This is a genomic window from Methylobacterium sp. DB0501, from assembly GCF_011043735.1.
Taxonomy (GTDB): domain Bacteria; phylum Pseudomonadota; class Alphaproteobacteria; order Rhizobiales; family Beijerinckiaceae; genus Methylobacterium; species Methylobacterium alsaeris.
On record NZ_JAAKGV010000008.1, the window covers coordinates 245,541 to 271,863 of the forward strand.

At 71.2% G+C, this 26,323-nt stretch carries 21 protein-coding genes and 1 tRNA gene; 9 read left to right on the forward strand and 13 right to left on the reverse strand.

Annotated elements, in window-relative coordinates; genetic code table 11:
• Nucleotides 1-338: 338 nt before the first annotated feature.
• The 4 genes from G4G93_RS14260 to G4G93_RS14275 all read right to left on the reverse strand — a co-directional run bounded on the left by G4G93_RS14260 (nt 339) and on the right by G4G93_RS14275 (nt 6,465).
• Complete coding sequence (locus G4G93_RS14260) at nt 339-3,479, reverse strand: efflux RND transporter permease subunit (RefSeq protein ID WP_165085049.1); 3,141 nt, start codon at nt 3,477-3,479, stop codon at nt 339-341.
• A 10-nt stretch (nt 3,480-3,489) separates the two neighbouring features.
• Complete coding sequence (locus tag G4G93_RS14265; RefSeq protein WP_165085050.1) at nt 3,490-4,758, reverse strand: efflux RND transporter periplasmic adaptor subunit; 1,269 nt, start codon at nt 4,756-4,758, stop codon at nt 3,490-3,492.
• Entirely contained in the window at nt 4,755-5,393 is a 639-nt protein-coding gene (locus G4G93_RS14270; protein WP_246736761.1) for a TetR/AcrR family transcriptional regulator, read from the reverse strand. The genes G4G93_RS14265 and G4G93_RS14270 overlap by 4 nt, the downstream gene beginning before the upstream one ends.
• Before the next feature lie 520 nt (nt 5,394-5,913).
• Entirely contained in the window at nt 5,914-6,465 is a 552-nt protein-coding gene (locus G4G93_RS14275) for a DUF4337 domain-containing protein (protein ID WP_165085051.1), read from the reverse strand.
• 219 nt (nt 6,466-6,684) lie between these two features.
• On the opposite strand from G4G93_RS14275, the gene G4G93_RS14280 reads away from it, so the two are divergent.
• Together G4G93_RS14280 and G4G93_RS14285 are read left to right on the forward strand one after the other, a co-directional pair.
• On the forward strand, nt 6,685-7,401 hold the full coding sequence (locus tag G4G93_RS14280) for a hypothetical protein (protein WP_165085052.1): 717 nt from the start codon (nt 6,685-6,687) through the stop codon (nt 7,399-7,401).
• 121 nt (nt 7,402-7,522) lie between these two features.
• Nucleotides 7,523-9,196, forward strand: a complete 1,674-nt coding sequence (locus G4G93_RS14285) for a Na/Pi cotransporter family protein (protein ID WP_165085053.1) — start codon at nt 7,523-7,525, stop codon at nt 9,194-9,196.
• A gap of 69 nt (nt 9,197-9,265) precedes the next feature.
• On the opposite strand, the gene G4G93_RS14290 is transcribed toward G4G93_RS14285, so the two are convergent.
• Nucleotides 9,266-10,510: an MFS transporter gene (locus G4G93_RS14290; RefSeq protein ID WP_246736762.1), complete on the reverse strand. Its 1,245-nt coding sequence runs from the start codon at nt 10,508-10,510 to the stop codon at nt 9,266-9,268.
• 70 nt (nt 10,511-10,580) lie between these two features.
• Here G4G93_RS14290 and G4G93_RS14295 point away from each other — a divergent pair, with 70 nt between their 5' ends.
• Nucleotides 10,581-11,984, forward strand: coding sequence for a PLP-dependent aminotransferase family protein (locus G4G93_RS14295; protein WP_165085055.1), 1,404 nt, complete (start codon nt 10,581-10,583; stop codon nt 11,982-11,984).
• 69 nt (nt 11,985-12,053) lie between these two features.
• Here G4G93_RS14295 and G4G93_RS14300 read toward each other — a convergent pair whose 3' ends face one another.
• From G4G93_RS14300 to G4G93_RS14315, 4 genes are all read right to left on the reverse strand, one after another.
• Nucleotides 12,054-13,097 (reverse strand): sn-glycerol-3-phosphate ABC transporter ATP-binding protein UgpC, encoded by a 1,044-nt coding sequence (locus tag G4G93_RS14300; protein WP_165085098.1) that lies wholly within the window; start codon nt 13,095-13,097, stop codon nt 12,054-12,056.
• A gap of 5 nt (nt 13,098-13,102) precedes the next feature.
• Nucleotides 13,103-13,918 carry a carbohydrate ABC transporter permease gene (locus tag G4G93_RS14305; protein WP_165085056.1) on the reverse strand — a complete coding sequence of 272 codons (816 nt, stop codon included), beginning with the start codon at nt 13,916-13,918 and terminating at the stop codon, nt 13,103-13,105.
• A 10-nt stretch (nt 13,919-13,928) separates the two neighbouring features.
• Nucleotides 13,929-14,840: a sugar ABC transporter permease gene (locus tag G4G93_RS14310; protein ID WP_312891985.1), complete on the reverse strand. Its 912-nt coding sequence runs from the start codon at nt 14,838-14,840 to the stop codon at nt 13,929-13,931.
• Nucleotides 14,841-15,008: 168 nt separating this feature from the next.
• A complete protein-coding gene (locus tag G4G93_RS14315; RefSeq protein WP_246736763.1) occupies nt 15,009-16,361 on the reverse strand; it encodes an ABC transporter substrate-binding protein in 1,353 nt (450 codons plus the stop codon).
• Nucleotides 16,362-16,513: 152 nt separating this feature from the next.
• On the opposite strand from G4G93_RS14315, the gene G4G93_RS14320 reads away from it, so the two are divergent.
• From G4G93_RS14320 to G4G93_RS14335, 4 genes are all read left to right on the forward strand, one after another.
• Nucleotides 16,514-17,302, forward strand: coding sequence for a GntR family transcriptional regulator (locus G4G93_RS14320; protein WP_165085057.1), 789 nt, complete (start codon nt 16,514-16,516; stop codon nt 17,300-17,302).
• Nucleotides 17,299-18,183 carry a dihydrodipicolinate synthase family protein gene (locus G4G93_RS14325; RefSeq protein ID WP_165085058.1) on the forward strand — a complete coding sequence of 295 codons (885 nt, stop codon included), beginning with the start codon at nt 17,299-17,301 and terminating at the stop codon, nt 18,181-18,183. Before G4G93_RS14320 ends, G4G93_RS14325 begins: the two co-directional genes overlap by 4 nt.
• 62 nt (nt 18,184-18,245) lie before the next feature.
• Complete coding sequence (locus G4G93_RS14330) at nt 18,246-19,652, forward strand: FAD-binding oxidoreductase (protein WP_165085059.1); 1,407 nt, start codon at nt 18,246-18,248, stop codon at nt 19,650-19,652.
• A 123-nt stretch (nt 19,653-19,775) separates the two neighbouring features.
• Nucleotides 19,776-20,660 (forward strand): PfkB family carbohydrate kinase, encoded by an 885-nt coding sequence (locus G4G93_RS14335; RefSeq protein WP_165085060.1) that lies wholly within the window; start codon nt 19,776-19,778, stop codon nt 20,658-20,660.
• Between the two features lie 9 nt (nt 20,661-20,669).
• Here the strand turns inward: G4G93_RS14335 and G4G93_RS14340 are convergent, their stop codons facing one another.
• Both G4G93_RS14340 and G4G93_RS14345 read right to left on the reverse strand, forming a co-directional pair.
• Nucleotides 20,670-21,626 (reverse strand): ketopantoate reductase family protein, encoded by a 957-nt coding sequence (locus tag G4G93_RS14340; protein WP_165085061.1) that lies wholly within the window; start codon nt 21,624-21,626, stop codon nt 20,670-20,672.
• A gap of 71 nt (nt 21,627-21,697) precedes the next feature.
• Nucleotides 21,698-21,774: transfer RNA gene (locus G4G93_RS14345), tRNA-Arg, on the reverse strand.
• Between the two features lie 286 nt (nt 21,775-22,060).
• Here G4G93_RS14345 and G4G93_RS14350 point away from each other — a divergent pair.
• Complete coding sequence (locus G4G93_RS14350; protein ID WP_099955983.1) at nt 22,061-23,713, forward strand: integrase family protein; 1,653 nt, start codon at nt 22,061-22,063, stop codon at nt 23,711-23,713.
• Between the two features lie 528 nt (nt 23,714-24,241).
• The gene (locus tag G4G93_RS14355) at nt 24,242-24,802 is read left to right on the forward strand and encodes a metallophosphoesterase family protein (protein ID WP_099955984.1); all 561 of its coding nucleotides are present in this window, start codon (nt 24,242-24,244) and stop codon (nt 24,800-24,802) included.
• Here G4G93_RS14355 and G4G93_RS14360 read toward each other — a convergent pair.
• Nucleotides 24,799-25,449: a hypothetical protein gene (locus G4G93_RS14360; RefSeq protein WP_123834460.1), complete on the reverse strand. Its 651-nt coding sequence runs from the start codon at nt 25,447-25,449 to the stop codon at nt 24,799-24,801. The genes G4G93_RS14355 and G4G93_RS14360 overlap by 4 nt on opposite strands.
• A 169-nt stretch (nt 25,450-25,618) precedes the next feature.
• Nucleotides 25,619-26,302, reverse strand: coding sequence for a hypothetical protein (locus G4G93_RS14365; RefSeq protein WP_099955986.1), 684 nt, complete (start codon nt 26,300-26,302; stop codon nt 25,619-25,621).
• Nucleotides 26,303-26,323: the final 21 nt, after the last annotated feature.

Consider the following 26,323-nt stretch of genomic DNA (forward strand, 5'->3'; position numbering starts at 1 on the left):
GTCCGTCTGCTTGTTTATTCCTGACAGGCGTAGAGACGCCGGGGAACTGCGTCATCCGTCATTCGAATGAGACGCGGTTCGCGATGACGTGTCGTCGCATGACGAGGGTGAGCGTCGGCCTTCTCGCGCGCGCGGCCTCGCCCTGGCCGAGAACCCAGGATCCATCGCCGCTGACGATGGACACCATGGCGATCGGCGTTCCGCCTCGTCCTGAAATGTCGACGGTGACGGGTCCCGGATTCGGCTGCGCTGCCCCGAGATGATGTGGCGGGTGATAACGCCGTCGGCCTCTCAATCAGGCGCGGAGGTCGCGACCCGAAGAATGCGGTCCCCGCCCCTCACTCCGCCGGCTGATGCCGGCCCGCCTCCCCCTCGTCCCGCGCCGCCGGCAGGCGTCCGCGCCGCAGCGACAGGACGAGGCGCGTCACCCCCGTGCCGAGACGGTCCATGTAGAGGTAGAGCACCGGCGTGATGAACAGGGTGAGGAGCTGCGACACCAGCAGCCCGCCCACCACCGCCACGCCGAGGGGCTGGCGCAATTCGGCGCTCGCCCCGTGGCCGATGGCGATCGGCAGGGTGCCCATCACGGCGGCGGCCGTCGTCATCATGATCGGGCGGAAGCGCAAGGCACAGGCCTCGCGGATCGCCGCCGCCGGACTCCAGGCCTGCTCGCGCTGGAGCACCAGGGCGACGTCGATCATCATGATGGCGTTCTTCTTCACGATGCCGATCAGCATCAGCACGCCGATGATCGCGATCACCGAGAGGTCCATCCCGAAGAGCTGGAGCGCACCGAGCGCCCCGATCGCCGCCGCCGGCAGGCCGGTGAGGATGGTGAGCGGGTGGATGAAGCTCTCGTAGAGGATGCCGAGCACGAGGTAGATGGTGATGACCGCGGCCGCCAGCAGCAGGCCCTGGTTCGCCAGCGCGTCCTGGAACACCTGGGCGGTGCCGGCAAAGGTCGTCGTGATGGTGCCCGGCACCCCGAGCGACTCCTTGATCTCGGCGATGCGGTTCACCGCCTGGCCGAGGGCGACGCCGGGGGCGAGGTCGAACGAGATCGTCACCGCCGGCAAGAGGCCGAGCTGGTTGATCGAGAGCGGGCCCGGCACCCGGGTGATGCCCGCCACCGCCGAGAGCGGAACGAGCTTGCCGCCCGAGGCGCGCAGGCGGATGTCGTCGAGGCGGTCGGCGGTCCAGTTCAGGCGCGGGTCGAACTCGGTGATGACCTGGTAGCTGTCGGCGGTGCCGTAGATCGTCGAGATCTGGCGGGTGCCGAAGCCGGTATAGAGGGTCTGGCGGATCTGGTCGGAGGTGATGCCGAGCGCCTGCGCCTTGTCGGTATCGACCGTGACCTTGGCCTGGAGCGCGGCGTTCTGCAGGTCGCTGGTGACGCCCGCGAAGGTGGCACGGTCACGCGCCAGAGCTTCGGTCAGCCGCTCGGACCAGCGCTCGAGCCCGGGCCGGTCGAGGCCCTGGACGACGTACTGGTACTGGCTCTTCGACTGGCGCCCGCCGAGGCGCAGGTTCTGCACCGGCGTGATGAACGAGGTCAGGCCCGGCACCGCGGCGAGGTCGCGCCGCAATTCCGCGATGGTCTTGCTGAGCGGCGGGCGCAGGTCGCGGTCCTTCAGCTCGACGAAGAACGAGCCCTGGTTGAGCGTGCCCGAGAAGCCGTTCGAGCCCGCCCGGCTCACCACGTGGGCCACCGCCGGATGGCGGGCGAGGATCACCTCGGCCTCGTGCTGGAGCGCGCTCATCGCGTCGAAGGACACGTCCTGGCCGGCCTCCGTGGCGATCTGGAGCTGGCCGATATCCTCCGACGGGAAGAACCCCTTCGGGATGACGACGAACATCCAGGCGGTGAGCGCCACGGAGGCGAAGAACACCAGCAGGACCGCCAGGGGCCAGCGCAGGCAGAGATCGACCCCGCGCTCGTAGGCGCCCTGCATCCGGGCGAAGCCGCGCTCGAACAGGTTCTTCTTCTGCCCATGGCCGGCGGCGTCGGCCGGCAGGCGGGCGGCGAGCATCGGGGTGAGCGTCAGCGAGATCACCGCCGAGGCCACGATGGCGATCGTCACCACGATGGCGAACTCGTTGAAGATGCGTCCGACGACGCCGCCCATCAGCAGCACGGGGATGAACACCGCGACGAGCGAGATGGTGATCGACAGGATGGTGAAGCCGATCTCGCCCGCGCCCTTCAGCGCCGCCTCGAACGGCTTCATCCCCTCCTCGACGTGCCGGACGATGTTCTCCAGCATCACGATCGCGTCGTCGACGACGAGGCCGACCGCGAGGGTGAGGCCCAAGAGCGAGATGTTGTCGATCGAGTAGCCGAGCAGGTACATCGCCCCGAAGGTGGCGATGATCGAGATCGGCACCGCCACCGACGGGATCAGCGTCGCGGCGAGCCGCCCGAGAAAGAGGTAGATCACCGCGACGACGAGCACGATGGTGAGCACCAGCGTGAACTGCACGTCGTGCACCGCCTCGCGGATCGAGACCGAGCGGTCGTTGACGACGTCGATGGTGCCGCTCGATCCCAGCTGCTCCTGGAACTTCGGCAGCATCGCCCGCACCCGGTCGACCACGTCCACCGTGTTGGCGTCGGGCTGGCGCTGGACGGCGAGCACCAGGCCGCGGGTACCGTCCTTCCACGAGGCGATGCGGTTGTTCTCGACCGAATCGATCACGCGGGCGACCTCGCCGAGGCGCACCGGCCGGCCGTTGCGGACCGCCACGATCACGTCGCGGAACCCGTCGGCGTTCATCAGCTGGGTGTTGGTCTGGATGGTGAGGTTCTGCCCCCTCCCCTCGACCACGCCGACCGGGGTCGAGGTGTTGGCGTTCTGGATCGCCGCCTGGACCTCGTCGACGCCGATGCCGCGGGCGGCCAGCACGTTGGGATCGAGCTGCACCCGGACGGCGAATTTCTGGCTGCCGAAGACCAGCACCTGCCCGACGCCGGTGATGGTCGAGAGCGAGGGCGAGATCACCGTCTGGGCGAAGGCGTCCAGCGTCGGCAGCGGCGTCGTCTCGCTCGACAGGGCGAGCAGGATAACGGGCGCGTCGGCGGGGTTGAGCTTGCGGAAGCTCGGCGGGATCGTCAGCTCGATCGGCAGCCGGCGTAAGGTCCGGGTGATCGCCGCCTGCACGTCGGCGGCGGCCTGGTCGATGTTGCGCGACAGCTCGAACTCGACGGTGATCGAGGTGAAGCCCTGGTAGTTCGTCGCCGAGATCGTGGCGATCGACGGGATCGTCGAGAACTCCTTGATGAGCGGCGTCGCCACGGAGGCCGCCATCGATTCCGGCGAGGCGCCGGGCAGCTGCGCGGTGACCGAGATGGTCGGGAAGTCCACGGTCGGCAGCGCCGCCACCGGCAGGAAGCGGTAGGCGAACAGCCCCGACAGCGTCAGGGCGATCGAGAGCAGGATCGTGGCGACGGGCCGGCGGATGAACGGGGCCGAGAGGTTCATGCGCGGGCTCTCACTCGATGCGGGTGGACGCGCCGGGGCCTGCGGCCTGCGCCTCGGTGGCGTCCTGCGGGCGCTCGCTGACCGGCAGGCCGGGACGGACCCGGAACTGGCCCTCGACCACTACCCGCTCGCCGGGCCTCAACCCCATCGCCAGCGCGGCGCGGCCGTCGCGGGAGGCGATCACCTCGACGATGCGGCGCTCCGCCGTGCGGTCGGGCCGCACCACCCAGACGAAGCTGCCCTCCTGCCCCGGCTGCACGGCGGCCTGCGGGACCGTGACGGTGTTCGGCCGCCGGCCGAGATCGACCTCGATCCGGACGTACTGGCCAGGCCAGAGCCGGTCGTCCTCGTTCGGGAAAAGGGCCCAGGCGGTGACGGTGCCGGAGGCCTGGTCGACGCTCGAATCGACGAAGGAGAGCCGGCCGGTCGCCAGCACCGCCTCGCCGCCGCTCGGATAGACCCGGACCGGCGCGGTGCCGGGCCGCGCCAGCGCGGCGCGCAGCCCGTCGAGGTCGCGCTCGGGCAGCGAGAAGGTGGCGCGCAAGGGCCGCATCTGCGTGATGGTGACGAGACCGGTGCCGGCGGATTCGTTGCCCTTCACGAGGTTGCCGGTGGTGACGAGCACCCGGCCGAGGCGGCCGGCGATCGGTGCCCGCACGATGGTGTAGTCGAGCCGGACCTTGTCGGCGTCGATCGCGGCCTGCGACGCCGCGACGTTGGCCGCCGCGACCTTGGCCTCGGCCGAGGCGACGTCGAACTGCGCCTGCGAGGCGGAGGAGCGCGACAGCAATTCGCCGACGCGACGGACGTCGTTCTGGGTCCGGACCTGGGTGGCCTGGTCGCGGGCGAGCGCGGCCTCGTCGCGGGCGAGCTGGGCCCGGATCTCGCGGTCGTCGAGGCGGTAGAGCACGTCGCCCGCCTTCACCACCTGGCCGTCGCGGGCGAGCTGCTCGACGATGACCCCGTCGATGCGCGGGCGCACCACGACGCTCGCCATCGGCTCGACCCAGCCCACCGCCGAGCGGGTGAGCGCGAGGTCGGTGACGCCGGCCGCGACCGTGGTGACGACTGGGCGGGCGGCGGCGGGGTTCGCCGGCGTCGGGGGCGGCGGCGGCACGTAGGCCACCGGCAGGTGCTCGGGCAGGGCTCGAGCGATGGCTCCCGGCAGCGCGCCCCTGGCCGTGGTCCAGGCCGCGCGCGTGTCGCCGCCGTGGCGCTGCACGAGCCATCCCGCCCCGGCCGCCACGAGCGCCAGGAGAACGAGGACGAGGCGGATCATCGCGGGGCTCCGTCAGGATGGGCGGCGGCGCTGAGGCCGTGGAGGAAGAAATCGGCGACGGCCGATGCGGCAGGCGCACGCCGGCCGGTGCCGTGCACCGCCATGCGGATCCCGCCGAGGAGCATCAGCACCACGAGGTCGACATCCGGCACGCACAGCTCGCCCGCGGCGACGCCGTCGCGCAGGATCCCGGCCAGCGCCCCGCGCAACCCGTCGAAGCCCTCGCGCAGGACGCGCCGGCTGCGCTCGCCGCACTCGGCGCCGCGCCCCTCGATCGCGGTGAGCGCCGGCGACAGCGCGCCGATGCGCTCCAGCACCAGCCCGACCGCCCGGCGCAGGCGCGCGCCGGCGTCCCGCTCCGGGATCGCCCCGATGGCGTCGCGCAGCTCGGCCAGCGTCCAGGCGAGGCCGGCGATGAACAGGGCTTCCTTGGTGGGGAAGTAGCGGTAGAGCGTGGGCTTCGCGACGCCGGCCGCGGCCGCCACCGCATCCATGTGGACGGCGGCGTAAGGGAGGCCGGAGAACAGTCCCATCCCGGCTTCGAGGATGCGGCGACGGCGTTTCGGATCGAGCGGACGCTCAGCCTGCGGGCGCGCGGCGGAAGGGCGATCGACGTGGCGGGCGGCGTCGCTCATGAAGGCCTAACTGAACTGACGGGTTCAGTTAGGGGTGCGGCGTGTCCGGCTGGCAAGCGAAGGTTTCTGCGACACAATGGCGCAATGTGGATGGAGGTGGAATCGGAGGGGTCGGTGCAGTTCCAAGACGTCGATCCGGCTTCGATCAGCCGCAGCAGATCCCACGACAATCAATTCGCAACTATCGAACACAACAAATCAAAAATAAACGCCCTCAATAAAACAAGAAAACAACAGATATTCAATCCTCGACCTCATCCTGAGGTGCGAGCGTAGCGAGCCGCGAAGGAGGTCTCCAGGGATCGCAGGGATATCTGGAGACCTCCTTCGAGGCCCACTTCGTGGGCCCCTCAGGATGAGGCCGAGGGCAGCACGGTCCGAGGCGATCGCCCCAGGTCGATAGCGTCCGATAACCGAGACACTGCCCACGCTCCCGGCCGTGCCAGCGGAGCCCGGGACGACGCGGTGGATGTCGGACGAACCGGAGTCCGGCCGATGACGGACGATCGGCCCCGTCCCGTCACACCAGATGAATCGCGTGCGGCGCGAACAGCCCGATCGCCAGCATGGCGATCCCGGCAACGCCCAGCGCCCCGCCGGCGAAGGCGAGCGCCGCGATGCCGGTGATGACGTAGGCGGAGGCGAGCACGATGCCGATCTGGAAGGCGGCGGAGCCGAGCTCGTAATGGTGGTAGCGGGCCAGCGACAGGTCACGCTTCTCCTCGGCCTTCTTGGCCTTGGCGGCGAGTTCCTTGCGGCCGTCGCCGGAGGCCGGGTCGGATTCCCAGCGGGCCATCGTCTTGGCCCATTCCTCGACCTGCTTCTTCACCGCCTCCGGGGGGGCGCCGGGCTCGAGCGCGATCTCCTCGCTCGCCGTTTTCAGCACCGTCGCGCGGATGGTGCGGGCCTGGAAATAGGCCCAGAGATTCGACGACTCGACATTGGCGCTGAGCGCGTCGGTCTGGGCGCTCTTCGCCAGGGTCTCGCCCAGCGCGAGGAACAGTGCCAGGACCGAGATCAACAGCGCGATCTTCTTGTTGGAGCCGTCGACGGCTCCGTGACCACCCGACATCGTCGTCTCTCCGGAAAAACAGTCGTGATCGGCGAACCGCCGCTCCGTCTGGCGAAACCCTGCGACAGCACGAAGACCGGATGCGCCGGGCACGCGCGGCGAATCGGTCGCGCCCGCGCCTTTCATAGCGGGGCCGCAGCGCCGCGCCAGCCCCCGCTTGCGGCCCGGGCCCGGACCGGGCACCCCTGCGTCACGGCCCCGCTCGAAGAGACGCCCCACATGCTGCAAACCCGCCGCCTCCTTGCCCTGCTCACCGGCCTCGCCGCCGGCGCGACCGCAACCCTGGCCGCCCTCTCCGCCCGGGCCGCGGGGCCGGACTGGCCCGACACCTACCTGTCCCGGGTCGAGGCGACCGCGGTGGTGCAGAGCCTCAACGCCGCCCTGCTCGCGAGCCGCAGCGCCACCGCGACGCTCGAAGGCTGGTGCGCGGCCCACCGCATGGCCGAGGCGCCGCGCCTCGTCGCCCGGCTGGACCGGGGCGTGGACAAGCCGGCAAGCCCCGAGACCCGCAAGCGCCTCGCGGTCGGGCCGGACGAGCCCCTGCGCTACCGCAGGGTGCGGCTCGCCTGCGGCGACCACGTCCTGTCGGAGGCCGACAACTGGTACGTGCCCGCCCGCCTGACCCCGGAGATGAACCGGGTGCTGGAGACCACCGATACGCCGTTCGGCCGGGCGGTGTCGTCGCTCGGCACCACCCGCCAGACCGTCGGGTCCGAGCCGCTCTGGCAGCCCCTGCCCGCGGGCTGGGACCAGGCGCCGCCGCCTCCCCCGGCCTGCGGCACGCTGGCCGTCCCCGAGCACCTGTTCAGCCACCGCGCGGTGCTGTTCACGGGCGAGCGGCAGCCGTTCTCGGAGGTGGTCGAGACCTATACGCGCGAGGTGCTGGACTTCACCCGCGCACCGCGCCCGGCCGACCCGGCCTGCCCGAAGCCCTGACGGCACGCCGAATCCTCGGCCCCTGCCGAGGATCGGCAGCAGACTTGCGTCCGGAGCCGGAGCCCCGATACCCCGGCGCCCTATCTCAGGGCCCGGACGGGACGGAGGACGGCCGACGCGGATGGACACCACCCTGACCCTGCTCGATCTCTGCGGCGCGGTCGCGCTGCTGCTCTGGGGCATCCACATGGTGCAGACCGGGGTGCAGCGGGCGCTCGGCCCGCATCTGCGCCGCCTGCTCGGGGTGGCGCTCGGCAACCGGGTGAAGGCGCTCGCGGCGGGCCTCGGGGTCACGGCGCTCCTCCAGAGCAGCACCGCGACCGGCCTGATGGTCGCGTCCTTCGCGGGCGCCGGGCTGGTGGCGGTGGTGCCGGCGCTCGCGGTGATGCTCGGCGCCAATATCGGCACCACGCTGATCGTCCAGGCCCTGTCCTTCGACGTCGCCCGGGTGGCGCCGGTCCTGGTGCTGGTCGGGGTGATCCTGTTCCGCCGCGGCGCCGAGCCGCGCACCCGCGACCTCGGCCGGGCGGCGATCGGGCTCGGGCTGATGCTGATGGCGCTCGCGCGCCTCGTCGAGGTCATCACCCCCTACGAGGACGTGCCGGCCCTGCGGGTGCTGCTCGGCGCCGTCGCGACAGACCGGCTGATCGCCCTGGTGATCGGCGCGGTCCTCACCTGGGCGGCGCATTCGAGCGTCGCCATCGTGCTCCTGGTGATGTCCTTCACGAAGGCCGGCGTGCTGCCGCTCGAGGCCGGCATGGCCCTGGTGCTCGGGGCCAATCTCGGCTCGGCGCTCAACCCGGTGCTGGAGGGGTCTCGCGACGGCGAGGCGGCGGGGCGCCGGGTGGCGCTCGGCAACCTCCTCACCCGGGCACTCGGCTGCGCGGTCGCCCTGCCCTGCCTCGGGCTGATCGGACCGCTCCTCGTGACATGGCAGCCCGACCTGTCGCGGGCGGTCGCCGACTTCCATACCGCCTTCAACCTCGCGCTCGCGCTGGTCTTCCTGCCGGCGCTCACCCCCTTCGCGGCCATGCTGCGCCGGCTGGTGCCGGAGCGGATCGCCGCCCACGATCCCGGCCAGCCGATCCACCTCGACGAGGCCGCCCTGGAGACGCCGCCGGTCGCCCTGGGCGCCGCCGGCCGCGAGGCCCTGCGGATGGCCGACGTGCTCGCCGAGATGACGGGCGGCGCCGGCGAGGCGCTGACCGGCGGCGACCGCACCAAGGTGGCGCAGATCCGCCGCATGGACGACACGCTCGACCGGCTCAACGCCGCCATCAAGGCCTATCTGGTGCGCCTCGACCCCGAGGCCTTGAGCGAGGACGACGAGCGCCGGGTCGCGACGCTCATCGCCTTCACCACCAACCTGGAGCATGCGGGCGACATCCTCTCGCGCAACGTGATGACCCATGCGGCCAAGCGCCTGAAGCGCGGGCTGACCTTTTCGGCCGAGGGCAAGGCGGAGGTGGAGGCCCTGCTCGCCCGGCTCCAGGCCAACCTGAGTGCCGCCGGCGCCGCCTTCCTGACCGAGGATCCCCGGGCCGCCCGACGCCTCGCCGACGAGAAGGCGGTGTTTCGCGATCTTGAGGCGCGGGCGACCGAGAACCATTTCCGCCGCCTGCGCGAGGCCGGATCCGGCCACGGCGCCGGCCCGGGGCCGGCCGAGGCCACCGCGCTCTATCCCGACCTCGTGCGCGACCTGAAGCGGGTCAACGACCACCTCGTCGCCGGCGCCGCCTACCCGATCCTGGAGAGAGGCGGCGCCCTGCGGGCGAGCCGGCTCGAAGGACCGTGAGGGGCGGTCGGCGCGGCAGGAGGCGGTCAGGGGCTCGCCGGGCGGCGTCATGATGCGGGATGCGGATGTTCACCGCCGGATCCGGGCCGCTCGTCGTCCCGACATGCGCTCGGCCTCTGCTCTGTCACGTCTCGAGATCCAGCAGGCTCCGGCGATGTTGGCCATGACGAGTCCCACCATCACGAGGAGCGCCGCGTCGATCCCGTAGACGGCAATCACGCTGCCGGCGATGAAGGGAAAGCCGAACAAGCCGACGAAGTAGCCGAGCGTGAACACTTGCGATGCGGCCGGGATCGACAATCCCCGCTCGCCGGCGAGGTTCACCACCATGGCGTTGAGCGTCGAGTAGGTCAGGCCGTAGCCTGTCGCGAAGAGGATGGTGGCGACGGCATACAGGATCCGGCTCTTCTCGTTGATCGCCAGAAGCCCGATGCCGAGGAGTGTCGCAACGAAGAGCGCCAGCGCCAGCCGCACGAGCGGCAGCCGGCCGATCATGGAGGCCACCGAGAAGCGCAGGGCGACCGTGGTGATGGTGAAGGCCAGGAAGAAGATGTCGGGGGTCGTCCCGCGCGAGGCCGCGTAGAGGCCCTGGAACGTCGACAGGCCGGCGAAGGTGCAGGCCGCCACCCCGATCATCAGCACCGGTGCGAGCGTGCGGGCGCGCAGGATGGACAGGATCGACGGAACCGACAACGCCACCGCGCGCATCGGCAATTGCGGTTGATCGGCCATGCGCTTGCGAATGGCGAGGCAGAGGACCGCCGCCAGGGCGCAGAAGGCGGCGTAGCACGCATAGGCATGGGCCGGGCCGCCGAAGGCCCCGGAGACGGCACGGCCGAGCGGCGCGGACAGGCCGATGCCCAGCATCTGCGATCCCGACAGGAGCGTCAGCGCCTCGAGGCGCGCCGCAGGCCTGAGGCAATGGATGAGTTGGAGCGGCGCGAGCATGTAGAAGACGGCCCACCCGAGGCCGAGGAGAAGACCTCCGGCATAGGCGAGCGACAGGCCGCCCACGCCGATCAGGGCGAAGCAGGCCATGGCCACCGCCATGATCGCCGCGGAGGCGACGACCAAAGGCAGGATGCCGGCGCGTTCGGCCAAGCGGCCCGCGGCCAGGGAGCCGATGAGCGTCGCCACAGTCCCGGCGCTGACGACGGCCCCGGCGGTCGATGCCGGATAACCCGCCGCGCGCAGCGCGTCGGATAACAGGAAGCTCGACCCATAGGACATCGCGAGCGCGACGGCGGAGGCCAGGTACGGGGCGAAGAGGCGTGGCGGCAGCCTGTCGGCACCGGTGTCGGCACCTGTATCCAAGGCCGTTTCGGTCGGGGCGCGGGCCGAAAGCGTTTCCGGCTCCTGGCGGGAAGTGTTATCCGTCTTTCTCATGAAGACGAATAACAGAGCGGCGAGCGTTATTCAAACGCTTCGGGATGAGATCGCGGCGGCCGGCCCGGGGGGGCGCCTGCCGTCGGTCCGGGCGCTCGTCACCGGGCATCGCGTGAGCCCGGCGACGGTCGAGCGGGCCTTCGCGCAACTCGTCGCCGAAGGGCTGATCGAGCCTCGGCCCGGTCATGGCACCTTCGTTCGTGAACGGACGGACGGCACGGAACCGGGCGCCGATTTCTCCTGGCAATCGAACGCGCTCGGCGCGGCGCGCGCCGACGGTCGTGAGATAGGGGCGCTCCTGACCCTGCCGCCGCCCGGCAGCCTGATCCTCAGCACGGGCTACCTGCCGCCGGATCTTCAGGCCTCCGGCCTGCTGGCGAATGCGCTCCGCCAAGCCGCCGGCCGGCCCGAACTGTGGGACCGCCTGCCGATCGACGGCTTCGACCCCCTCCGTGCGTGGTTCGCCCGCGAAGTCGCACGCGGCACGGTCTATTCACCCCACGACGTCATCATCTGCGGGGGTGGACAGGCCGCCATCGCCACGACCTTCCGCGCGCTCGTCCCGCCCGGGCATCCGATCCTCGTCGAGATGCCAACCTATACCGGGGCGATCTCGGCTGCGCGTGCGGCGGGTCTCGCCCTCGTCCCCGTGGGGATGGACGAGGAGGGCGTACGGCCGGAGTTGCTGAGGGATGCCTTCCAGCGGACCGGCGCCAGGGCCTTCTATACCCAGCCGACCTTTTCCAACCCGGCCGGAGCCGTCCTGTCGGCGGAGCGGCGCGCTGCCGTTCTCGACATCGCCGCGGAGGCGCGGGCCTTCGTCATCGAGGATGATTGGGCTTGCGATCTCGACCTGACGGGAACGGCGCCCGCACCGCTCGCCGCCGGCGACCGGCATGGCCACGTCGTCTATCTCCGCTCCCTCGCCAAGTCGGCCGCGCCCGGATTGCGGGTCGCCGCCATCATGGCGCGGGGGGCCGCCTCGGCCCGGTTGAAATCGGGGCGAAGCAGCGACGATTTCTTCGTGTCCGGTCCCTTGCAGGCGGCGGCGTTGGCCGTCGTCACGGCGCCCGGCTGGAAACGACACCTCAACGCGGTGCGGGCCGCCCTGATCGAGCGCCGCGACACCATGGTCGGCGCGCTGCGCACGGACCTCCACGATCGCGCCACGTTCCGGGTCCCGGGTGGCGGCATGCATCTGTGGCTACGCCTGCCGGATCACGTCCCGGAGGGCGAGATCGCCGCGGAGATGGACCGTCAAGGCGTCGTCGTCAGCCCCGGCCGCGCCTGGTTCCCGGCCGACCCGGACGGCTCGTTCCTGCGGCTCACCTTCGCGGGCTCCCCGGCGGTCATCCGCGAAGGAGTCGGGCGGCTGGGAGCGGCCATCGCCCGGCGGATGTGACGTCGCCTTCCCGTCCGTCACGACGCCGTCGGAAGGACATCGCTGGCAGGATGGCGCTCGGCTTCGAGCCTACACCCGCCGCCCCTCCACCGAGAACAACGCCCCCCGCCCCGGATCGAAGGTCAGGGCGATCGCCTCGCCCAGCACCGGCGCCGCATCCCCCGGCAGCCGCGCCAGCACCCGCTCCTCGCCAGCCACCACCGTGACCAGCGTATCCGCCCCCAGCGGCTCGACGAGGGAGATCGTGCCGCGGAGCGCCGGCCCCTCCCCTCCCAGGCCCAGATGCTCCGGCCGGATGCCGAAGGAGGCCCGGCCGGCATGGGGGCTGGGGGTCGGGATGCGCTGGCCGCCCGGCAGGGTGATGGCGCCGTCGGCGACCTCGACGGAGACGAAGTTCATCGCCGGCGAGCCGATGAAGCTCGCGACGAAGCGCGAGGCGGGGCTGCGGTAGAGCTCGGTCGGGGTGCCGATCTGCTCGATGCGGCCCTCCTTCAGCACGACGATGCGATCGGCCAGCGTCATCGCCTCGACCTGGTCGTGGGTGACGTAGATCATCGTCGCGCCGAGGCGCTGGTGGAGCTGCTTGATCTCGGCCCGCATGTCGACCCTGAGCTTGGCGTCGAGGTTGGAGAGCGGCTCGTCGAACAGGAAGATCTTGGGGTCGCGCACCATCGCGCGGCCGATGGCGACGCGCTGGCGCTGGCCGCCCGACAGGGCCTTCGGCTTGCGGTCGAGGAGGTGGCCGATCTGCAGCACCGCGGCGACGCGGTCGACCTTGGCGGCGACGGTCGCCTTGTCCACGCCCGCCATCTTGAGGCTGAAGCCGATATTGGCCGCCACGCTCATGTGGGGGTAGAGCGCGTAATCCTGGAACACCATCGCGATGTCGCGCTGCCAGGGGGCGAGCCCGTTGACCACCCGGCCGTCGATGGCGACCTCGCCGTCCTGGAAATCCTCGAGCCCGGCGATCATGCGCAGCAACGTGGACTTACCGCAGCCCGAGGGGCCGACGAAGACGATGAACTCGCCGGGCGAGACGTCGAAGCTCAAGGACCGGATGACCTCGGCGGCGCCGTAGCGCTTGACGACGTTGCGGAGCGAGAGGGCCGGCATCGGGGTCATCCCTTCACCGCCCCGGACGACAGGCCCGAGACGAGTTGGCGTTGCACGAGGAGCGCGAGGGCGAGGGGCGGCAGCGCGATCATGGTGGCGGCCGCCATCAGGGCGCCCCAGTTGGTCACGCCCTCGCCGATGAAGTTGAACGACGCGACGATCGCCGTCTTGGTGTCGAAGCCCGACAGGGCGAGCGCGAACAGGAAGTAGTTCCAGGTGAAGACGAAGCAGAGGATCGCCGCCACGACGAGGCCCGGCGCGACGAGCGGCAGCGCGATGCGCAGGAGGATCGCGTGCGGCCGGCAGCCGTCCATCTGCGCCGATTCGACGAGCGCCCGCGGCAGGGCGTCGAAATAGGGCAGGAGCGTCCAGAGCGCGACCGGCACGGTAATCGCCCCATGGGTCAGGATCAGCACCGTGTAGGTGCCGACGAGATCGACCTGCGAGAACAGGATGAACCAGGGGAGCAGAAACAGCGTGCCCGGCGCCATGCGGGCGAACAGGGTCAGCGTCGCCGGCCAGGTGGTGCGGTGCCAGGAGATCGCGAAGGCGGCGGGCGCCCCGAGCACGAGCCCGAGCAACGTGGCGCCGAGCGCCACCACCAGGCTGTTCCAGGTGTTGTGCAGGAAGTCGGTGCGCAGGAAAAGCTCGCGGTAATTGTCGAGGGTCGGCGTGAAGATCAGCTGCGGCGGCAGCGCCATCACGTCGCGGCTGACCTTGAACGAGGACAGGACCATCCAGGCGAGCGGCGCCAGGACCGCGACCAGCATCGCGGCGACCTGGAGGCGGCCGAGGATCCGGCGGGCGACGGAAGGGGTCATCGGCGGATCCTCAATAGCTCAGGGAGCGGCGCAGGCGGGCGAAGACCATGACGGTGCACAGCACGACGGCCGAGAGCGTCAGCATCGCCGCCGAGGCGTGGCCGAAGCGCGAGAACTCGAAGCCCTGCTGGTAGGCGTACATGTTCATCGTGGTCGAGGCGTTGCCCGGCCCGCCGCGGGTGGCGATGAAGACGAGATCGAAGAAGCGCAGGAGATCGACCGAGCGCAGGACCGCCGCGGTCAGGAGCGTCGGCCCGAGGAGCGGCAGCGTGACGTAGACGAACCGGCGCCAGCCGATCACGCCGTCGACCTCCGCCGCCTCGAACACGCTCGCCGGCAGCGATTGCAGGCCGCCGAGCACGATCAGCCCGACGAACGGCGCCCATTGCCAGGTATCGACCAGGGCGACGCTGAGGAGCACCCAGTGCGGGCTCGCCAGCCACAGGAGCGGCGGGACGCCGACCGTCCCGATGAGCCAGTTCACGATGCCGACCGACGGATCGAGGAGCACGATCGCCATCATGCCGACCACCACCGGCGGCATCATGAACGGCGTGATGGCGATCGTGCGCACGAGGTGGCGCGCGACCTTCACCCCGTTGAGCACGATCCCGAGCCAGGTGCCGAGGGCCAGCTGCAGCGCCAGCGCCACCCCGTAGAGCACCCAGGTGACCCGGAAGGCGTTGAGGAATTCCGGATCGCTCGCGAGGTTGAGGTAGTTCTCGAACCCGACGAAGCGCGGCTCGGTGCCGAGCGAGGCGTCCTGGAGCGAGATCCAGGCCGCATAGACCAGCGGAAAGACCATCATCAGGACGACGAAGGCGACCGCCGGCCAGACCATCCAGGAGAACGAGATCTTGTGCTGGCCGCGCCGCATCCTGTCGGGTGCGGCGGTGACGGCCGGGCTGGCGATGGTGCTCACACGTGTCCCCCTGGTGGGATGGCGGCCGGTGTCGAGAGAGGATCCAACCCTGAACCTCGTCCTGAGCGCCGGTCTGATTGCCCCGGCCGACCTGACGCTCTCCACGTCGTCCCGGGTTCTCGCCTTCGGCGGGCCCCGGGACGACCCGGGGAGTTGTCGACGTGTGAGCTATTGCAGCTTGAGCAGGGCGGCGTCGGCGTCGCAGGCGGCCTGCTGGGGCGTCTTCTGGCCCAGCACGACCTCCTGCGCCGCCCGCCCGATGATCTCTCGGGTTTCCGGCACACGGTCGGTCGGCGAGGCGTAGTCGCCGGTGCCGCGGCGGCTGATCTCGCTCACCGCGTCGACCCATTCCCGGCGGACCGGCTTCTGGCTCGCCCAGGCGCGCATCCCCTCGCCGGCGAAGACGGAATTGCGCGAGGGCGCGACGCCGCGATCGACCAGCACCGCCTGCACCTCGGGCGAGGTCGCCCATTGCAGGAAGGTCCAGGACGGCCCCTTGCGGCGCGAATACTCGGAGATCGACAGGCCCCAGCCGAAGCCGATCGGCTGCGACACGCCGCTGGCACGCCCCTTGGGCAGCAGCTTGACCCCGAGATCGTCCTCCCGGCCCGGATACTTCATGATGTTCGAGAACTCGTTCGAGGATTCGTGGGTCATGGCGACCTTGCCCTGGCCCAGAAGCTCGACGACCTGCGGGAAGCTGTGGTTGGTGGCCCCCACCGGGCCGTAATCCTTGAGGAGGTCGGTGTAGAGCGTCAGCCCCGCGACCGATTCCGGCCGGCACAGGCCGGGCTTGGTCCCGTCCACCGACTTGAAGCCGCCGCCGCTGTTGAACACGAAGGCGGCCATCGGGTAGGGCACGGCGTTGCGCACGCCGCGGGCGGCCCAGGCGTTGATCGCGGGATCGCAGGCCTTGATCTTGCGCGCCGCGTCGAGAATATCCTCGAGGTATTCCGGCACCGCGACGTTGCACTTGGCGAAGATGTCCTTGTGCCAGTAGAACAAGGGCCCCTCGACGTTGATCGGCAGGCCGGTGAGCCTGCCCCCGAAGGTCTCGTTGCGGATCAGGCCGGCGCCGAAATCCTCGATCCTGAACTCCGGCGCGGTCTGGGCCGGATCCTTCAGCATCGGCGCGATGTCGGCATACCAGCCGGCCTTGTTGTAGACTGCGCCCTCGCGGATCTTGAGCGAGACGTAGACGTCGATATCCGCGGACTTGGCCTGGAGCAGCGTGTTGAGGCGGGCACGCTGCGGGTCCTCGTTGAGGATCTCGATGCGCAGCTTGATCCCGGTCTTGTCGGTGAATTGCTGCGCCATATCCCGGATGGCGTTGCTCCAGGGGTGGTTGGTGAGGACGAGGTTGATGGTCTGGCCGTCGTACCGCTTCCAGTCGAACCCCTCGGCCGCGGCCGGGCCTGCGAGGAGGCTCGCCAGAACGCCCGCCAGCGCGAGGATCCGTCCGCGCCGTCCTGCCCGCTTGCGGGAACGACCGGGGGCTGTCGCGCGCTGCACCATCGTCATGTTTCCTCCTCGGACCGGCTGCCCGGTTCGCCACGTCTTCGCCGGGCGGTCCCCGCGCCGGCCGAACCGGCCTCCGCGCACTGCCCGATCACTGCGTGTTATGCGAACCTTTAGCGATTGACAGACTGACATGTCAATGAGAGACGAGTGACATGAAACAGCGCGACCAAGCCTATGACGCGTTCGTCCAGCAATTGCTGGACGGGCGGCTGGCGCCGGGCTCCTTCGTGACGCAGCGCGAATTGGTGGCGCTTACCGGCCTGCCCCTCGGCGCGGTGCGCGAGATGATCCCGCGGCTGGAGGCCGACGGGCTGATCTCGACCCTGCCGCAGCGCGGGCTGCAGGTCGCCGCGGTCGACCTGCGGCTGGTCCACGAGGCGTTCCAGCTCCGGGAGATCATCGAGACCGCGGCGGTGGCGCATTTCGCCCGCACGGCGCCGGCCTCCCTGGTCGCCACCCACCGCGCCGCACACGACCGGGTCAGCGCGCAGGCCGCGGACGGCGTCACCGAGGCGCTGATCGCGGAGGCGCAGGCGACCGACTGGGGTTTTCACGATGCGATCGTCGCCCATCTCGGCAACGGCCTCGTCTCGGAGATCCACCGGGTCAACCTGATCCGGATCCGGGTCATCATGCAGAGCCGCGTCGCGCTCTCGCCCGAGGTGCTGCCGCCGGCCTTCGCCGAGCACGCGGCGATCCTGGCGGCGGTGGAGAACCGCGACCCCGACGCCGCCGCCGCGGCCCTGCGGCGCCACCTCGAGACCTCGCGCCGCCGGGCGCTCGGCCTCGACACCGGACGCGACGCCGACCGGCGCGAGGCGCCGGGATCCCCTGAAACAGGCGGGCGCGGGGCGCCCGACCCTCTCAACAACGACGGGCGCGAAGCGCCCGAACCTCTCAACAACGACGGGCGCGAAGCGCCCTCCCGGAGGACCGCATGACCAACCCCATCACCGGCCTGTGGGTCGCCCTCGCCACGCCGCTCGACGCGACCGGCGCGGTCGATCACGGCGCCCTCGTGCGCCACGTGCAGTTCCTGATGGAGCGGGGCTGCGACGGCGTGGTGCCGTTCGGCACGACCGGCGAGGGCACCTCGTTCTCCGCAGCCGAGCGCCTCGCCGCGGTCGAGGCGCTGCTCGCCGCCGGCATCCCGGCCGCGCGGATCGGCCTCGGCGCCGGCATGCCGGCGATCCCCGACGCGGTCGCGCTGACGAAGGCGGCCCTCTCGCTCGGCCTCGCCCATGCCCTGGTGCTGCCGCCCTACTTCTACCGCGACGTGACCGAGGCCGGCCTCGTCGATGCCTTCGCGGCCTATATCGACGGCGTCGGCGACGACCGCCTCCGGGCGACGCTCTACCACATCCCGCAGACCTCCGGCGTCGCCCTGCCGCCCGCGGCGGTCGCGACCTTGCGGGCGCGTTACGGCCGCCTCGTCGCCGGCGTGAAGGACAGTTCGGGCGACTTCGCCCAGTTCCAGGCCTTCCGGGCGGCGGCGCCCGAGGTCGCGGTCTGCGTCGGCAACGAGGCGGATATCGGCCGGGCTTTGGCCGAGGGCGGGGCCGGCACGATCTGCGGCATGGCCAACCTCGTCCCCGAGCTGGTCCGGGCGATGTTCACCAATCCCGCCGCCGCCGAGCCGATGCGGGCGGCGATCGGCCTGATCCGCGGCCCGTTCGTGCCGGTGCTGAAGTCGGCCATGGCCGCCATGACCGGCGAACCCGCCTTCGGCCGGGTGCGTGCGCCGCTGGTGGCCGCCGAGGCGGGGATCGGCCAGCGCATCGCGGCCGAGATCGCCGGCCTCTCCCGCGCCGCCGCGGCGTGAGGTAAAGCGGCGGCCATCGCGAGGAGCGGCGATCCACGCCGCCCCCGGGGAGGAGAGAGCGGATGACGGCGCTATCGGACACGGAGCGCGGCGAGGCGGCGATCGCCGCCCTCGTGGCGGAACTGGGGACCAGGACGGTGCTCGCCGGTGCCGACCGGCCGGCCCGCAACGAGTCCGACTGGAGCACCCTCGGGCCCCAGGCGCCGCTCGCCGTGGTGCGGCCGGCCACCACCGAGGCGGTCGCCGCCGCGATGCGGATCTGTGCGGCCCACGGCGTGCCGGTGGTGCCGCAGGGCGGCCTCACCGGCCTGTGCGGCGGCGCGCGGCCGATTCCCGGCGCGGTCGCCCTCTCGCTGGAGCGGATGACCGGGATCGAGGCGATCGACCCGGCCTCCGCCACCATGACGGTCCGGGCCGGCACTCCCCTCCAGGTGGTGCAGCAGGCCGCCGACGAGGCCGGCTTCCTGGTCCCGCTCGATCTCGGGGCGCGGGGCTCCTGCGCCATCGGCGGCAACGCCTCGACCAATGCCGGCGGCAACCGGGTCATCCGCTACGGCATGACCCGGGACATGATCCTGGGCCTGGAGGTCGTCCTGCCCGACGGCGGCACGGTCACCGCCCTCAACACCATGATCAAGAACAACGCCGGCTACGACCTCAAGCACCTGTTCATCGGCTCGGAAGGAACGCTCGGCATCATCACCCGGCTGGTGCTGCGCCTCTTCCCGAAGCCGGCCTGCACGTTTGCCGCGCTCTGCGCGCTGCCGGATTACGACTCGGTGGTCGGCCTTCTCGCGGCGGCCCGGCGGGGCCTCGGCCCGATGCTGTCGGCGTTCGAGGTGATGTGGCCGGATTACTGGGGGACGATCGAGGGCATGCCGGGCGTGCGGGTGCCGCTGCGCTCCGGCCACGCCGCCTATTGCCTGATCGAGGCGCAGGGCACCGACGAGACCTACGACGCGCCGCGCTTCGAGGCCTGGCTCGAGCGGCAGGCCGAGGCGGGGCTGCTCGCCGATGCGGTCCTGTCGCGCTCGGTCGCCGACGTGAAGGCGTTCTGGGGCGTGCGCGACGCCTGCTCGGAATTCCCGCAGGTGCTCGGGCCGCACGAGCCGTTCGACATCGGCCTGCCGGTGGCGGCGATGGACGATTACGTGCGCGCCTGCAAGGCCGCCCTCGCCGAGCGCCTGCCCGGCGCCTTCGCGCTGTTCTACGGCCATATCGGCGACGGCAACCTCCACATCGTCGCCGGCCTGAAGGGCGCACAACCGCAGCCGAAGGATGTGATCCAGGAGGTGGTCTACGGCCTCGTGCGCGCGTTCGGCGGCACCGTCTCGGCCGAGCACGGCATCGGGCTTACCAAGAAGCCGTGGCTCGGCCATGTCCGCTCGGAGGCCGAGATCGCCCTGATGCAGCGGTTGAAGGCGGCGCTCGATCCGGACGGGGTGCTCAATCCGGGGAAGGTGGTGTGAGGAGGCTGCCTCACGGCGTTGCGTGAGGCGACGGATGCCTCCTCCATCCCATCCGCGGTCTCATCCCGAGGCCCCTGTTCCGGGCGGCCCGATCGATGCCCCCACCCTTGCCGGAGAATCCCGTTGATCGTCTGCTTCGGCTCCCTCAACGCCGACCTGATCTTCCGCCTGGCCCAGGTCCCGCGCTCGGGCCAGACCCTGCTGGCCGACGACCTCGCCGTGCAGGCGGGCGGCAAGGGCGCGAACCAGGCCGTGGCCGCCGCCCGCGACGGGGCCGCGGTCGCGATGGTCGGCGCGGTCGGCGACGATGCCCTCGCCGAGGTGGCGCTGGCGGGCCTGCGCGAGGCGGGGGCCGATCTCGGCCGGGTCCGCCGGGTCGAGGCCGCGACGGGCTGCGCCTCGATCTGGATCGACGCACAGGGGCGCAACCGCATCGTGGTGGCTTTGGGCGCGAATGCCCGGACCCGGGCCGACCAGATCGCGGACGACGACCTCGCCCGCGCGACCGCGCTGCTCCTGCAGATGGAGGTCGACCCGGCCGAGACCGCCGCCCTGCTGCGCCGGGCCCGGACGCTCGGGGTGCGCAGCCTCCTCAACCTCGCCCCGGCGCTGCCGCTCGACCTGGGCGCGCTGCAGCTCGCCGGCCTCCTCGTCGTCAACGAGGACGAGGCGGAGGCGACCGCCGCCCGGCTCGGCTGCGCGCCGGAGGCGACGGCCCTCCACGCGGCGCTCGGCATCGACGTGGTGCGCACCCTCGGCGAGGCCGGCTCGGAAGCAGCCACCGCGGACGGAGCCTGGCACGTCCCGGCCCGGGCGATCACCCCGGTCGACACCACGGCGGCGGGGGATTGCTTCGTCGGCGTGCTGGCCGCATCCCTCGACCGCGGCGCGCCTTTGCGGGCGGCGATGGAGCGGGCGAGCACGGCGGCGGCCCTCGCCTGCGGCCGGCGGGGCAGCCAGGCGAGCCTGCCCTGGCGTGCCGAGACCGACCGGGCGGTCGAGGGCTGAAGTCCCCGATCAGACCGGGGTGACGGTCGGGTCGGCCGGCGCCGGAAAGGCGGCCTCGCGCGCCTTGACGAGGGCGACCAGGGTGTCGTTCACCGGGGTCGGGACGCCGCAACGCCGGCCCAGGCGCGGGATCGCGCCGTTGATCGCCTCGACCTCGCCGCGGCGCCCGGCCCGGTGGTCGAGCAGCATCGAGGGCCGGGCCTCCGGGATCTTGCCGCCGAGCCGGCGGATATGCGCGATCGGATCGCCGACATCGAGGGCGATGCCCATCGCCGCCGCCACCGCGATCGCCTCCTCGGCGCACCCTTGCGCCACCCGCCAGGCCTCCGGATCGGCCATCACGCCGCCGATGGTGAGGCCGGTCAGCGTGGTGGTGCCCGAGAAGGTGACGTTCATGATCAGCTTCTCCCACACCATCCGGCTAAGATCGGTGAAGAGGCTGACCTTGAACCCGGCGGATTCCCAGATCGCCGCGGAGGCTTCCAGCTCCGCCCGGGGCAAGCCCGCGAAGGCGCCGAAGCGGATCATCTCGAGCCCGTTATGGTGGGCGTGGCCCGGCCCGCGCATCGAGGCGCCGAAGCCGCCGACCACCCCGACGGCGATCCGGCCAGGATCGACGACCTCCGCGGCGACCTCCGGCGAGCCGAGGCCGTTCTGGATGGTCTGGACCACGGTCGCGGGGCCGATCAGCGGCGCGCAGGTCCGGGCGGCGGCCGCGACGTCGAAGGCCTTGGTGGCGATGATGACGAGATCGCAGGGGCCGATGCCCTCGGTCGTCGTGCCGGCGCTCGCCAGCCGCACGGTCCGGTCGCCGCTGGCACCCTCGACCCGTAGGCCGCGCCCACGCATGGCCGCCGCATGGTCGGCCCAGAGCGTGACGGCGTGGACCTCGTGCCCGGCCGACGCCATCAGCGCCGCATAGACCGAGCCCATGGCCCCGCACCCGACGATCGCGACCTTCGCCATGCCGATCCCTCCCGGAGGGCGTCGCTCTTCCCGGCGCGCCACCTCGAGGGTTGTAGCGCCTGGGGCGCGATTGGCGACCCCGGCAGGGCTCGAACCTGCGACCTGCCGCTTAGAAGGCGGCTGCTCTATCCAGCTGAGCTACGGAGTCTGGCGCCAACGACCCCCAAAAGCCACGGGTTCGGCCCGCGGTCAAGCGTTTCCGCTACCTCGCACTTTCCCCCTTGGAGAGGGGTCGAAAACGCCAAGCCCAGGGGGGTGATACGGTTTTGGCGGTGGATCCCCGTTTTGCCGGTGGACGAAGTCCCTGGCCGTCCGAATACCGTCCGAGTTACGAATCGGCCGGAAGAGGCGAACTCGGACGGCCGGCCATGGGAAGGAAGCGGAAGAGCGCAGCGTCGGTATGGGGCGGAGGACCTCCCCCGGCGCCGGTCCCCGTGGAGGATGCGCTCGCCGGGACGGCCTGGGCGCCGGCGCCGCCGAAGCCGGAACCGAAGAACCGGTCGCACAAGATGCCGCTCCACGACAATGTCGTAGCCGAGCTCATGGAGTTGTGGAGGTCCGGAGAACTGAAGGGGACCACCGAGATCACAGACATCCGGCACCAGGGGCTCCGCCTCCGCGTCCAGCCCCGCGGCCCGACATACTTCGCCCGGGTCCAGCACGCCGGACGGGAGTACCGCGTCCGGATCGGGCGCGCGGACGCATGGAGCCTGGCGCACGCCAGGTTGGTCTGCACCGCCATCCTCTCGCATGTCGCGACGGGCAACGGCGTGCCGAGCGAGGAATGGATCGAGCTCAAGCGCCAAGCCTTCCTGCACGTCGACGCGCGCAAGAAGGGCAAGACCGCCGATGCGGGGCCCTACGTCCCCGAGGTCATGCCCCGGCAGGCGCCGGTGACGACGTGGAGCTACGCGCAGGCCTGCGAGGCCTACCTATCGTGGGCGCAGGCAGAGTGCAGCGAGGGAGTCTACGCGCAGGCGACGGTCGACAACTATCGCAAGACGCTCCGATGCCCGACGCTGAGGGCGTTCGACGACAAGGCGGTCGTCGACATCACCCCTTCCAGCATCGCACAGGAAGTCGAGGAGCTCCGGAAGGCGGGCAAGCGTACCCAGGCCGCCGACGTCGTCAGGAAGGTCCGCATGCTATGGCGGTGGATGCGTACTCCCGACCGTGAGCGAGCCTCGGGCATCAAGACGACGGACATGGACCGGCTGAAGGCGCCCAGGCTCGTCGGCGTGAAGGGGCGGCAGCATTTCCCGCCTCTGGATGAATGCGCCCTCATCCTGGCCACGGCGCGGTGCGGCGTGCTGAATCCCGCCGTCGGCACGGCGGTGCAGCTAACAGCTTGGACGGGGCAGCGCCGCATGTCCATCGTCACGGCCTACCGCGATGACTTCGAGCCATGGGATGGCGAGCCAGGCTGGGGGCTGTGGCGGTGCTGGCACCGGAAGCCCAGCGGCAAGAAGGGCAAGGAGCACGTCATCCCCCTGCCGCCTGCCGCGTGGGGCCCGTTCACGGCCTACCTGGCGTGGCACCGCCTGGAATACGGCGAGGACCAGCGATGGGCCTTCCCGCAACAACGCCCGGCGAAAGTGGGCTCGAATCGGCCCATGGGCCACATCGCCGAGGACACGCTCACGCACACCATCACCGCCATCCCGGGCTCGAAGAGCTCGCCGCACGACCTGCGCCGCGGCCTCTCGTCGACCGTTCAGGAGCGGGGTGGCGTCCACGTGGCCCTCGTCGGCTACATCCTCGACCACAGCGACGAGACTGAGACCGTCCGGCAAGCGAACGGAATGACCAGGCGCTACACCGAGGCGGAGCTCCTCGGGTTCAAGAAGCCGGTCATGGAGGCGTGGGAGCGGTTTCTGGAGCCAGCCGCCGCGGCCGCCGTCCTCCTGCCAAGGGAGGAGCTCAAGGCCGAGCTCGTCCGGCGCCGGGCCGAGCAGCGCGGCGTCGACCCCGAGGCGGACAAGGCGCGGCTGCGGAAAGTGGCGGCGGCGCAGTACGCGGAGGGCCGCACGCACCGGCAGCGGAAGCGGGCCGCGAAGGACGCGCCGGCAGCGACGGACCCGGGATAACTCGCCCGACATCGAGCGGGCTCGGCATTGACCCCTTCGCCAAAGCGAACAGATAGTGAACGGAAGGATCGGGTCGACGGGGGGCAGGATGCGGGTACCGCGGTGCTTGGGCGAGTTCCCCTACCGGCGGGTGCGGCTCGTCTGCCCCTGGTGCCCGGGGCGGCGGGGGGATTACTGCGTCGAGAGGCTGACCGCGCGCCTCGGGCCACGGGCGACCCCCGAGGACGTCCTAGCCGCCCTTGTCCGGTGCCGGTGGCCGGCGCCGTGGCACGCCAGGCGCCCGGGAAAATATCTGCCCTGGTGCCGGGCGAGGTTCGCCGAGCTCGGGGGCCGCAGGCCGCCCGACCGGCCTGGATTTCCGTTAACCGTGTCGGGCGACGACGCTTGACCGGGGGATTCCCGAGCTGCGATCCCGGGACACCGACGCGATGGAGCGACCCGTGAAACCGAGCATACGCCCCTACCCGACCGAGACCCATCCCGGGGCGTGACCGCGCGGCGGCAGCCCCCAGACCGGAGGCTGCCTTCATGACCAACCGAACCTTCTTCACCGCCGACCACCACTTCGGCCACCGCGGCGTCATCGGCATGTGCAACCGGCCGTTCGCCGACGTCGCCGAGATGAACCGCGACCTGGTAGACGCCTGGAACGCCGTCGTCGGCCCGCGCGACACCGTCTGGCACCTCGGCGACTTCGCCATGGGTTCGAGCCCGGCGGAGTGCGCCGCGATCTTCGCCCGGCTGCACGGGGTCAAGCATCTCGTGCGGGGGAACCACGACGCTAAGCGGGTGCTCGACCTGCCGTGGTCGAGCCAGCACGACCTCGTCCAGGTGACGGTGGACGGGCAGCGCCTGTTCCTCTGCCACTATGCGGCGCGGGCTTGGCCGGGCGTCTGGCGCGGCGCCCTCCACCTCTACGGGCACACGCACGGGACGCTGCCGCCGACCCGGCAGTCCTGCGACGTCGGCGTGGACGCGTGGGCCTACCGGCCGGTGACGCTCGACGAGATCCGCGAGCGCCTTGCCGGCGTGGCCGAGGAGCCGGAGGAGATCCGGCTCGCCCGTGCCCTGGAGGCCGAGGGGGACTAGCCCTCGCCGCCCCCGTCCTCCCGGGCTGCGCCCTCGATGCCCCCGAACAGGGGCATCTGCTCTTGCGCCGGCTCGGCGAGCTCGGGCGCGTCCGGCCGGTACCGGTGCAGCGCCGGCCGGGCGTATGCCACCGGGGCCGGATAGCCCGAATCGATGAGCACCTGGCGCTGCACGCGCAGGCGCTCGCGCATCTCGTCGCCGATCAGCTCGTGGAAGAGGATCTTGTCGTCCAGGCCGGTCGCACGGGCGTAGATGCGCGCCACCTCGAAGGCACGCCCCTGCCCGAAGGCGCCCCGGAGGATGTTGTACCAGTCATCCGCGTCCATCTGCGTCTCGACCCTGGCCATGGCCAGGTATTCGAGCATCAGGGCGAGGTGTTCCGTCGTGATGGCCTGGCCCTCGACTACCGTCAGCCCGTAGCCGGCATTCCCGAGGTCGATGTTCCACTCATCGTCCTCGTCGCGCGCCGCGATCTTCATGGCGCGACGCAAGTTGCGGACGTCGCGCTCCTGCAGGTGGCGGAGGACGTACCACCCCACCGCGAGGGGGCGCAGCCCGAGGGCCTTTTCCCCCTTCGCCCACTGAGTCTTGGCCTGCTCCAGGCCCTTGTCAGGCCATACCGGCCCGAACACCTTTCCATTTCCCATGACGAAAGTCCCACGCGGGGCGGGTTGCCCCATGCGCAGGAGAAAAGGCGTCAAACATCGGGAAGTCCAGGGGGCGCGAGGGCGCCCGCCAAGACTCTTGTCGTCAATCATTAACGCTACATCCGGGCGCCGGATGCAAGTGGATGTCTCTGGTTTGGTTAAGAAGTAGTTAACTTGCCAGGGCGACGTGCTCGTCGCAGGCCGACAAAAACTCCGTCGCGCCCCCGTCGCCGGCGACGACGTGGAGATACGCCGACAGCAGCGAGTGCCGCGTCGCATGCTCCCGGCCGCGCAGGGACTCCCGCAGGACGAGGTGCCGCTGCCCCACGGGGATCTCCCGGCGCGTCCAGTGGTCGACCTGGGGCGTCGAGGCCCGCGCGACGTGGCGGGAGATCTCCGTGAGGCGCTCGCCGTCGAAGGGCGCCATGCTCAGGATCTCGGCGTCCGACATCAGGGCTGCGCGCTCCTGGAGCCAGGAGATGTCAACCTCGGACCAGTCGCCCCGGCGGATGCGCTTAACGATGCGCGCGACCCGGGTCGCCTCGTGAGCCAACTTCGGCAGCGCCAGGTCGGACAGGATGGCCTCGACGGTCTCCATCACCGATTCGATGGCGTCGGCGTCGTCGTACGGGCCGCCCGCTACGGCCGCGGCGTAGAGGACGCGATGATGGCCGGCATATCGCTCCATGCCCTCGGCGACGCGCACCAGGGCGTCGGCAGGCGATAGGCCGCCGAGGCTGAGGCGCAGGCCCCATGCGGCCGCACGGGCGGATGGTTCCCCCGCGGCGAGGGCGCGGAGCCACTCCTTGAAGTGCTCGCCAGCGCCGTCACGAAGTTCGTCGATGTAGTCCATGGTCCGCTCGGGGAAACCGGG

Bases quoted from the DNA above. Each gene is read 5' to 3' on its own strand.
- G4G93_RS14260 (WP_165085049.1), bottom strand. From the start codon at position 3,479: ATGAACCTCTCGGCCCCGTTCATCCGCCGGCCCGTCGCCACGATCCTG.
- G4G93_RS14265 (WP_165085050.1), bottom strand. From the start codon at position 4,758: ATGATCCGCCTCGTCCTCGTTCTCCTGGCGCTCGTGGCGGCCGGGGCG.
- G4G93_RS14270 (WP_246736761.1), bottom strand. From the start codon at position 5,393: ATGAGCGACGCCGCCCGCCACGTCGATCGCCCTTCCGCCGCGCGCCCG.
- G4G93_RS14275 (WP_165085051.1), bottom strand. From the start codon at position 6,465: ATGTCGGGTGGTCACGGAGCCGTCGACGGCTCCAACAAGAAGATCGCG.
- G4G93_RS14280 (WP_165085052.1), top strand. From the start codon at position 6,685: ATGCTGCAAACCCGCCGCCTCCTTGCCCTGCTCACCGGCCTCGCCGCC.
- G4G93_RS14285 (WP_165085053.1), top strand. From the start codon at position 7,523: ATGGACACCACCCTGACCCTGCTCGATCTCTGCGGCGCGGTCGCGCTG.
- G4G93_RS14295 (WP_165085055.1), top strand. From the start codon at position 10,581: ATGAAGACGAATAACAGAGCGGCGAGCGTTATTCAAACGCTTCGGGAT.
- G4G93_RS14300 (WP_165085098.1), bottom strand. From the start codon at position 13,097: ATGCCGGCCCTCTCGCTCCGCAACGTCGTCAAGCGCTACGGCGCCGCC.
- G4G93_RS14305 (WP_165085056.1), bottom strand. From the start codon at position 13,918: ATGACCCCTTCCGTCGCCCGCCGGATCCTCGGCCGCCTCCAGGTCGCC.
- G4G93_RS14315 (WP_246736763.1), bottom strand. From the start codon at position 16,361: ATGACGATGGTGCAGCGCGCGACAGCCCCCGGTCGTTCCCGCAAGCGG.
- G4G93_RS14320 (WP_165085057.1), top strand. From the start codon at position 16,514: ATGAAACAGCGCGACCAAGCCTATGACGCGTTCGTCCAGCAATTGCTG.
- G4G93_RS14325 (WP_165085058.1), top strand. From the start codon at position 17,299: ATGACCAACCCCATCACCGGCCTGTGGGTCGCCCTCGCCACGCCGCTC.
- G4G93_RS14330 (WP_165085059.1), top strand. From the start codon at position 18,246: ATGACGGCGCTATCGGACACGGAGCGCGGCGAGGCGGCGATCGCCGCC.
- G4G93_RS14340 (WP_165085061.1), bottom strand. From the start codon at position 21,626: ATGGCGAAGGTCGCGATCGTCGGGTGCGGGGCCATGGGCTCGGTCTAT.
- G4G93_RS14355 (WP_099955984.1), top strand. From the start codon at position 24,242: ATGACCAACCGAACCTTCTTCACCGCCGACCACCACTTCGGCCACCGC.
- G4G93_RS14360 (WP_123834460.1), bottom strand. From the start codon at position 25,449: ATGGGAAATGGAAAGGTGTTCGGGCCGGTATGGCCTGACAAGGGCCTG.
- G4G93_RS14365 (WP_099955986.1), bottom strand. From the start codon at position 26,302: ATGGACTACATCGACGAACTTCGTGACGGCGCTGGCGAGCACTTCAAG.